The organism is bacterium (genome assembly GCA_036524115.1).
GTDB lineage: Bacteria > JAUVQV01 > JAUVQV01 > JAUVQV01 > DATDCY01 > DATDCY01.
The window spans coordinates 1-8,505 of sequence record DATDCY010000040.1 but is presented as its reverse complement, the minus strand read 5'-3'; the positions used below and the strand labels follow the sequence as shown (position 1 = coordinate 8,505).

9 protein-coding genes and 1 tRNA gene are annotated in these 8,505 nt (G+C 73.1%); all 10 read right to left on the bottom strand.

The genetic code is table 11. The annotated features are described in order from the left end of the window. On the bottom strand, window positions 1-943 hold a 943-nt coding region (locus tag VI078_02005), incomplete at its 3' end, for a pseudouridine synthase (GenBank protein ID HEY5998062.1). Further along, window positions 855-1,712, bottom strand: coding sequence for an SMC-Scp complex subunit ScpB (scpB, locus tag VI078_02000; GenBank protein HEY5998061.1), 858 nt, complete (start codon window positions 1,710-1,712; stop codon window positions 855-857). The genes scpB and VI078_02005, both read right to left, overlap by 89 nt. Then, on the bottom strand, window positions 1,705-2,589 hold the full coding sequence (locus VI078_01995; protein HEY5998060.1) for a segregation/condensation protein A: 885 nt from the start codon (window positions 2,587-2,589) through the stop codon (window positions 1,705-1,707). Before VI078_01995 ends, scpB begins: the two co-directional genes overlap by 8 nt. A 23-nt stretch (window positions 2,590-2,612) precedes the next feature. Next, on the bottom strand, window positions 2,613-3,596 hold the full coding sequence (trpS, locus tag VI078_01990) for a tryptophan--tRNA ligase (GenBank protein ID HEY5998059.1): 984 nt from the start codon (window positions 3,594-3,596) through the stop codon (window positions 2,613-2,615). Between the two features lie 75 nt (window positions 3,597-3,671). After that, a tRNA-Val gene (locus VI078_01985) sits at window positions 3,672-3,746 on the bottom strand. Window positions 3,747-3,846: 100 nt separating this feature from the next. Beyond that, window positions 3,847-4,323, bottom strand: coding sequence for a chemotaxis protein CheD (locus VI078_01980; GenBank protein HEY5998058.1), 477 nt, complete (start codon window positions 4,321-4,323; stop codon window positions 3,847-3,849). Between the two features lie 32 nt (window positions 4,324-4,355). Continuing rightward, complete coding sequence (locus tag VI078_01975) at window positions 4,356-5,234, bottom strand: HAMP domain-containing sensor histidine kinase (protein ID HEY5998057.1); 879 nt, start codon at window positions 5,232-5,234, stop codon at window positions 4,356-4,358. A gap of 29 nt (window positions 5,235-5,263) precedes the next feature. Then, window positions 5,264-6,346 carry a chemotaxis response regulator protein-glutamate methylesterase gene (locus tag VI078_01970; protein HEY5998056.1) on the bottom strand — a complete coding sequence of 361 codons (1,083 nt, stop codon included), beginning with the start codon at window positions 6,344-6,346 and terminating at the stop codon, window positions 5,264-5,266. Window positions 6,347-6,359: 13 nt separating this feature from the next. After that, window positions 6,360-7,271, bottom strand: coding sequence for a protein-glutamate O-methyltransferase CheR (locus VI078_01965; protein HEY5998055.1), 912 nt, complete (start codon window positions 7,269-7,271; stop codon window positions 6,360-6,362). Between the two features lie 43 nt (window positions 7,272-7,314). Next, on the bottom strand, window positions 7,315-8,505 hold a 1,191-nt coding region (locus VI078_01960), incomplete at its 5' end, for a chemotaxis protein CheA (protein HEY5998054.1).

Sequence of the window (8,505 nt, the reverse complement as noted above, 5' to 3'; positions counted from 1 at the left end):
CGCCCTGCCCTCCCCCACCCCCGCGGCGATTCCTGTCCTCGGGCTGCGCTGCAGGCCCTCTGCCGCGCCCGGCCACCGGCCCTGCGAGGGATCTTCCCGCGTCGCCCTCGCGGACGGCGCGCCGCAGTTGCGCGACCTCCGCCGCGGTCAGCCGCCGCATCCCCCCCGGCTCGAGGCCGCCGAGGCCGACGCCGGCGTAGGAGACGCGGCGCAGCTTCTGGACGGGGTGACCGACGGCGAGGCACATCCGCTTGACCTCGTGGTGGCGCCCCTCGCGCAGCGTCATCGTGATCCAGGAGTTGTCGCTCGTGCGGCGCAGGAAGCGCACGTCCTCGGCCCGCGCCCGGCCGTCCTCGAGGTAGACGCCGGTGCGCAGCCGCTCGAGCGCCCGCTCCTCGATCGCGCCCCGGACCTTCGCGTGGTAGGTGCGCTCCACGCCGAAGCGCGGATGCATCAGCTTGTGGGCGAGGTCGCCGTCGTCGGTGAGCAGCAGCACCCCCTCGGCGTCGTAGTCGAGGCGGCCGACGGGGTAGACGCGGCCGGCCTCGCGCGGCAGCAGATCGCGCACCGTGGCGCGCCCCTGCGGGTCGGCGAGGGTGCAGACGACGTGGCGCGGCTTGTCGAGCACGTAGTAGCTGAAGCTCTCCGCGGCGCGGACGGGCCGGCCGTCGACCTTGACGACGGAAGCCGCCGGGTCGACCGAGACGCCCATCTCCGTCACCGTCCGCCCGTCAACGCTGACATGGCCGGTGCGGATCAGCTCCTCGGCCGCGCGCCTCGAGGCGACGCCCGCTCGAGAGAGGAGCTTCTGGAGCCGGACGGTCCCGCCGGCCGCGGGCGCAGCCGCGCCGCCGCTAGGCCGGGCGGTCCGGTCCGGCTTCAGGCTCCGGTCCGCCGGCCGTGTCGACCGTCGCCCCGTCCCCCGCTGCGCCTTCGCGTCCATCCCCAGTCTCCTCCCCGGCGGGCTCTGCGGCCGCGGCCTCGCCATCTCCCTGCGGCCGCGGCGTCGCGGCCTCGTCCTCTTCGCCCTCCGGAACCGGCTGCGGCGGCAGCTCCTCGTCGATTCCCGCGTCCGACGCCGGCTCGACGAAGTCCTTGAGCGGCGGCAGGTCCGCCAGGCTGTTGATGCCGAAGAGTTCGAGGAACTCCCGGGTCGTCCCGAGGACCGCCGGGCGGCCGGGCACCTCCTTGTGGCCGAGGATCCGCACGAGCTTGCGCTCGATGAGGTTGCGCGCGATCCGCTCCACGTTCACCCCGCGGATCGCCTCGATCTCGGCACGCGTCACCGGCTGCTTGTAGGCGATGATCGCCAGCGTTTCCAGCGTCGGCCGCGAGAGGTGCCGGTGGTGCTCGTAGAAGTCGAGCTTCTGGATCCAGGGCGCGAGGTCCTCCCGCGTGCCGAGCTGATAGCCGCCGGCGACCTCGAGCAGGACGATCGCCCCGTCGCGGCGCGCGTACTCCTCCTTCAGCGCGGCGAAACCGGCGACGATCTCCTCCGCGGCGTACTCCTCGCCGAGCGCCTCGCGCACCGTCTTCGGCGTCAGGGTCCCGCGGTGCACGAACACCAGCGCCTCGAGCACCCGCACCAGCAGGCCGATGTCCTTCGCGGCGGCGACCGTCTCGACCGTCTCGACCGGTTCAGGCGTCTCAGCCGTTTCAGTCGTCCCGCCCTCCGGCACCGCCGGCAGCTCCTCCCGGTTCTCCTCACTCACCCTCGTGCTCCTCCGTGTGCCCCGGCTCCTCCGCGGGTTCGCCCGCGTCCTCCGTCTCCTCCGCGCCCGCCTCCGCCGCCCCGGCGCCCGCGCCATCCCCGGCCGCCGGCGCGTCCTGGCTCCCGGCCGCTGCCGACACCGCGGCGACGCGGATCTCGCCGTAGGCTTCGGCCTGCCAGATCCGCACCAGGCGCAGCCGCACCAGCTCGAGCACGGCGAGGAAGGTGACGACCACGTCGCCGACCTCGCGCGCGCCGCGGAAGAGCTCCTCGAACCGCATCTCTCCGCCGCCGGCCAGCGCCTCGAGCACCTCGGCGATGCGCTGGGCGACGCTGAGGCGGTCGGGCTCGAGCTGCACCAGCTGGGTCTTCGGCATCTGCTCGATGACGCGGCGCAGCGCGGCAAGCAGGTCGAACATCGAGACCTCGAGAGGGTAGTCGGTCCGCGGCGGGCCCTCCGGCCCGAGGCTCTCCCGCGCGAAGATGGCGCTGCGCCGCTCCTCGAGCTCGCGCAGCGCGAGCCCCGCCTCCTTGAACTTCTGGTACTCGAGCAGCTGGCGCACGAGGTCGTGCCGCGGGTCCTCGCCCTCCTCGCCCTCGGAGGTCTCCTCGAGGGGCAGGAGCAGCCGCGACTTGATGTGCAGCAGCGTCGCCGCCACGACGAGGAACTCGCCGGCGACCTCGAGGTTCATCGTGCGCATCACGTCGAGGTAGGCCAGGTACTGCTCGGTGATCGCGGCGATGGGGATGTCGGTGATGTCGACCTTGTTCTCGCGGCACAGGTGCAGCAGCAGGTCCAGCGGCCCCTCGAAGAGCGCGAGGCGCACCGGCAGCTGCCGCAGCGGGCTGTCCTCGAAGGCGTCCGTCGGCGCGCCCATGCCCGTCCCCGGGGCCACCCGGCCTAGAGGCTGACGGCCCGGCGCACCGCGGCCATCGTGCGCGCCGCCTCGGCGCGGGCGCGGTCGGTCCCCTCCGCGAGGATCCGCCCGACGAGCTCCGGGTCGGCGGCCAGCTCCGCGCGCCGGCGGCGCAGCGGCGCGAGCGACGCGTTGAGGTGCTCGATGAGCACCTTCTTGCAGTCGATGCAGCCGATGCCGGCACCCCGGCAGCCCGCGGCGAGCCGCTCGCGCTCGGCCTCCGGCGTGGCGACGCGGTGCAGGGTGAAGGCCGGGCACTTCTCCGGGTCCCCCGGGTCGCTGCGCCGCACCCGCGCCGGGTCGGTCACCATCGGCAGGATCTTCTTCGCGGTCTCCTCCGCGGTGTCGGAGAGGAAGATGGAGTTGCCGTAGCTCTTGCTCATCTTGCGCCCGTCGGTGCCGGGGATCTTCGGGAACTCGGTGAGCTTCGGCTGGGGCTCCACGAGCACGCCCTCGCCGTAGAGGAAGTGGAAGCGCCGCACGATCTCGCGCGCCAGCTCCAGGTGCGGCAGCTGGTCGACGCCCACCGGCACCCAGTTGGCGAGGTACATCGTGATGTCGGCCGTCTGCAGCACCGGGTAGCCGAGGAAGCCGTAGGTCTGCAGGTCCTTGTCCTTGACCTGCTCGAGCTGCTCCTTGTAGGTCGGGCAGCGCTCGAGCCACGAGAGCGGCGTGATCATCGACAGCAGCAGGTGCAGCTCCGCGTGCTCGACCACCTGGGACTGCACGAAGAGGACGGCCTTCGCCGGGTCGATGCCCGCCGCCAGCCAGTCGAGGACCATCTGCCGGCCGTTCTCGCGGATGGCCGTCGGGTTGGCGTACTCGGAGGTCAGGGCGTGCCAGTCGGCCACGAAGTAGAAGCAGTCGTAGCGCTCCTGCAGCTCGCGCCAGTTGGCGAGCGCCCCGTGCAGGTGCCCGAGGTGGAGCTTCCCGGAGGGCCGCATCCCGCTCAAGACCCGCTCGCGCATCCGAGCACTCTCCTTAGCGCCGTGGCGCCAATGCAAAGGCCCCGCCCTGCTCGAGGACGGGGCCCCTTTCCACGATGGTGGGCGCTACTGGGCTTGAACCAGTGACCCCTGCCGTGTGAAGACAGTGCTCTGCCACTGAGCTAAGCGCCCGTTGCGTCTCTCCAGCAACGGCGGGAATCTAGCACAAGCCCGCGGGGCTGTCGAGTCTCCGCGGCAGCCGGCGCGTCCGCCCGGCAGCCGCCCGGGCGCGTCACTTCGCCGGGGGGCCGAGCCGCCGCAGGCGCACCACGCCGGTGCCGTGATTGAAGACGATCGTCCGCGTCCACTCCCCGCCGACGTCCCGGGCCACGACGGGTATCCGCTCCGCGCCGAGCTGCTCGAGGGCGAGCGACGCGTTGCGCTCGCCCACGGGGAAGAGGCCGACCGAGATGTCCAGGACGGCGCCGCCGCCGAAGACCTTCGCGACGAGCCGGTCACGGCGGCAGCCCAGCTCGAGCACGCGCTCGATGAGCCGGGGGATGGCGACGTTGCCGTACCGCGGCGAGGGCAGTCCCTCGCCGTTCCAGAGCGGCAGCAGATAGTGGTTCATCCCGCCGGCCCCGATCGCCGGGTCCCAGAGGCAGACCGACACGCATGAGCCCAGCACCGTCCGCACCAGCCCCTCGCCGCGGCCGGCGCGGATCATCCCCGGGAGGAGGACGAAGGTCTCGGTCTGCTCCGTGTACACGCTTGCCCGCCGCACGCCCCCGGGCCGCCGCGCTAGAAGCGCTCCTCGCCGAAGTAGAGGGTGCCGCCGTCGGCCCAGGCGGCCGCCTCCTGGGCGGCTTCCGGGATGCGCACGGTGAAGGTGCTGCCCTCGCCGGGGGCGCTCTCGATGGCCACGCCGCCGCCGAGCAGCTCGACCAGCGCCCGCACCACGCTCAGACCGAGGCCGTTGCCGCCGCAGCCGGCCGCGCGCGCCTCCTCGAGCTGGAGGAACCGCTCGAAGATGCGGTGCTGCTCGGACGCCGCGATGCCGATGCCGCGGTCCCGCACGGACACCGCCAGCTCACCGCCGACACACGACCCGCTCACCGTCACCTCGCCGCCCTCGTGGCTGAACTTCACCGCGTTCGAGACCAGGTTCGCGACGATGATCTGCAGCTTCGCGGCGTCGCTCCGGAAGGGGCTGCAGCCGGCCTCGTCCCAGGAGAAGGCGAGCGCGACCCGCCGCGCCCCGGCCAGCGGCTGGAACGAGGCGACCGTCTCCTCGACCAGCCGCCGCGCGTCCAGGTGCGCGACGACCAGGGCCGTCTCCCCCGCCTCGAGCTCGGCCGCCACGAAGATGTTGTGCAGCTGGAAGTCCAGGGAGAGCGACTCGCGCAGGATCGTGGCGGCGAGGGCCGCGGCCTCGGCCGGGTCGGCGGCCGCCCCCGCGCCGAGCTCGCGGGCGATCGCCTGGATCGCCGCGAGCGGGTTGTTGATCTCGTTGCGGATGTTCGAGAGAAAGCGCCCCTTGAGCTGCTCCGACTCGAGCAGCCGCTGGTTGAGCTCGCCGAGCTTGCGGGTCGTCACCTGCAGCGCCTGCAGCGCGTCGTTCTTGTCCTCGATGCGCCGCGCCAGCTGCGCGAGCAGCTCCCCGTCCTCCAACTCCTTCATCTCCCCCTCCTTGCCCGGCCCGCCGCTCTTTAGCGGGCGGCGGCCGCGATGGCCGCCGGCAGCGCCTGGAGCGCCACGACCCGCTCCACCGCGTTCTTCTTGATCGCCTCCTTCGGCATCCCGAAGACGACGCACGAGGCCTCGTCCTGGGCGATCGTCCGCGCGCCGGCCTCCCGCAGCTCGAGCATCCCCTGCGCGCCGTCGTCGCCCATACCGGTCATGATCACGCCGACGGCGTTCGGGCCGGCCCAGCGCGCGGCGGACCGGAAGAGCACGTCCACCGAGGGCCGGTGCCGGCAGACCAGCGGGCCGTCCGTGACCTCGACGAAGTAGCGGGCGCCGCTGCGCCGCAGGAGCGTGTGGCGGTTGCCCGGCGCGATGAGCGCCTGCCCGGGGATCACCGAGTCGTTGTGCTGCGCCTCGCGCACGGTGACCTGGCAGATCCCGTCGAGGCGCTGGGCGAACGCCTGCGTGAAGCGCTCGGGCATGTGCTGGACGATCACCAGGCCCGGCGCCTCCGGCGGCAGCGCCTGCAGCAGCTCGCGGATCGCCTCCGTGCCGCCCGTCGAGGCGCCGACGACGACGACCTTCTCGGTGGTGTGGATCAGCCCGTCGGGCGCGGCCCGGCGCAGCACCGCGTCCGCCGTGAGCTTCGGCGCCGGGGTCGCGGCGGCCGCGATGGCGGCGCGCGGGGGGCGCACCTTCGCCTGCGCCGCCGCCTTCACCGCGTCGAGCAGGCGGATCCGGTTCTCCTCCAGGAACTGACGCGCGCCGAGGCGCGGCTTGAGGATGATGTCGACCGCGCCGAGCTCGAGCGCCCGCAGCGTGGTTGCGGCGCCCTCCTCGGTCAGGCTCGAGCAGATCACCACGGGCATCGGGTGCTGGGTCATGATCTTGCGCAGGAAGGTCAACCCGTCCATCCGCGGCATCTCGACGTCGAGGGTGATCACGTCGGGGACCTCGTGGCTGATCTTCTCGGCGGCCACGAACGGGTCGGGCGCCGTCCCCATCACCGAGACCTCGGGGTCCGAGGCGAGCAGCTCGGCGAGCGTCTGGCGGACGATCGCCGAGTCGTCGACGATCAGCACCCGGATCTTGCGCGCCTCGACCATGCCCCCTCCGCCTTCAGCCGACGCGACGGTGGACGGCGTGCCCCAGCCCGACCAGCGGCAGGTCCATGCCGTGGATGCTCTCGGTGTGGCCGAGGAAGAGGTGCCCGCCCGGCGGGAGCCGATCGCAGAACCGCATCAGCAGCTCGCGCTGGAACTCCTTGTCGAAATAGATGAGGACGTTGCGGCAGAAGATCAGGTCGAGAGGGGGGCCCGCCAGCTCCCGCGGCTCCCGGAAGTTCAACCGCCGGAAGTCGACGTGCGCGCGCAACTCCGGCGCCACGCGGACGAGGCCGCGGGTGCGGTCGCGGCTGCGCAGGAACCAGGCGCGCCGCAAGCGCTCGGGGACCGGCAGCACGCGCTCCTCCGGGTAGACCCCCCGCGCCGCCGTGGCGAGCACGCGCGTCGAGAGGTCCGTGGCGAGGATGTGGTAGCGGAACTCCGGGCACCGGCCGCGGAAATCCTCGAGGGTCATCGCCAGCGTCCAGGCCTCCTCGCCGGTGGCGCAGCCGGCGCTCCACGCGCGCAGCGGCGAGCGGGTGCCGACGCCGGCGGCCGCCAGGGACGGCAGCACGTGCCCGAGGAGGATCTCGAACTGCACCCCCTCGCGGAAGAAGTCGGTCTTGTTGGTCGTCACGGCATCCAGCAGGTGCACCAGCTCGTCCTCGGGGCAGTCGTCGGAGAAGACGAGGTCGCCGTACTCCTCGAACGTCTCGACCGAGAGGCTCCGCAGGCGCTTGCGCAGCCGCGCCTCGAGCATGGTCTGCTTCGTCGGGGGCATCTTGATCCCGCACTGCGCCTGGACGAGCTCGCTGAAGCGGGCGAAGACCTCCGGGCTCATCCCGGGGAGCGCGAGCGGTGCGGGGCGCTTGGCGGGGGCGACGGGCGCCGACGCCCGGCCTCCGCGCGTTGCCCAGCCGAATCCCACGTCCGCCTCCCCAAAAAAAACGCCGCCAGCCGCCGGCCGCGAACTAGCCGGCCGCGCCCGCGCCATCCCGGGCGCGCTCGACGCTCTGCACCAGCTGGGCGACGTCGAGGATCAGGGCGACGGTCCCGTCCCCGAGGATCGTGGCCCCCGCGAGCCCCCGCGCGTTGCCGAACAGGCGGCCGAGCGGCTTGATCACCGTCTGCTGCTCGCCGACGACGGCGTCCACGACCAGTCCGACCCGGAAGCCCTCGGCCTCCGTCACGACGATCTGCTCGCGCCGGGGCGCCTCGCCGTCCACCGCGAACCAGTCCCGCAGCCGCACGTACGGGACCAGCTCCCCCCGGATCTCGGCCAGGCGCCGGGGCCCCGCCGCCGCGGCCGCGTCCCGGAGCAGCTCCACGCACTCGTTCACCACGGCCAGCGGGAGGATGAAGTGCTCGCCGCCGACGACGACGTCGAGCCCCTCGATGATGGCCAGGGTCAGCGGCAGGCGGACCTCGAACGTGGTCCCCGCCCCCAGCCGGCTCTCGACGTTGATCTGGCCCCGCAGCGTCTCGACCGCGCGCTTGACGACGTCCAGGCCGACGCCGCGCCCCGAGACGGTGGTCACGGTCCCGCTCGTCGAGAAGCCCGGGAGGAACATCAGCGCGATCAGCTCGCGCTCGGAGCGCGCGTCGTGCTCGGCGAGCAGGCCGCGCTCCACCGCCTTGCGCCGCACGGCCTCGAGGTCGATGCCCGCGCCGTCGTCCTCGACGCGGATGATCACGCTCGCCCCGGAGTACGACGCCGAGAGCCGGACCGTGCCCCGGCGCGGCTTGCCGGCGCGCTCGCGCACGTCCGGCGTCTCGATGCCGTGGTCGATGCTGTTGCGCAGCAGGTGGACGATCGGGTCCGCGAGCCGGTCGATCACGGTCTTGTCCAGCTCCGTGTCCTCGCCCTCGGTCACCAGGTCCACCTCGTGGCCGACCTCGTGCGCGAGGTCGCGCACGTGACGGCGGAACTTGGCGAACGAGGGACCGATCGGCACCATGCGCACGCTGAGGGTGTTGTCGCGCATGCCCGCGGTGAGGCGCTCGACCTCCTCGGCGACGCCGTCGAGCTCCGCATCCCCGATGCGGCCCGCCACCCGGGCGAGCCGCGCCTGCACCGTCACGAGCTCGCCGACGAGATTCACGAGGGTGTCGAGCTTCGCGGCGGCGACGCGCAGGGTGCTGATGGCCTCGACGCGCGCCCG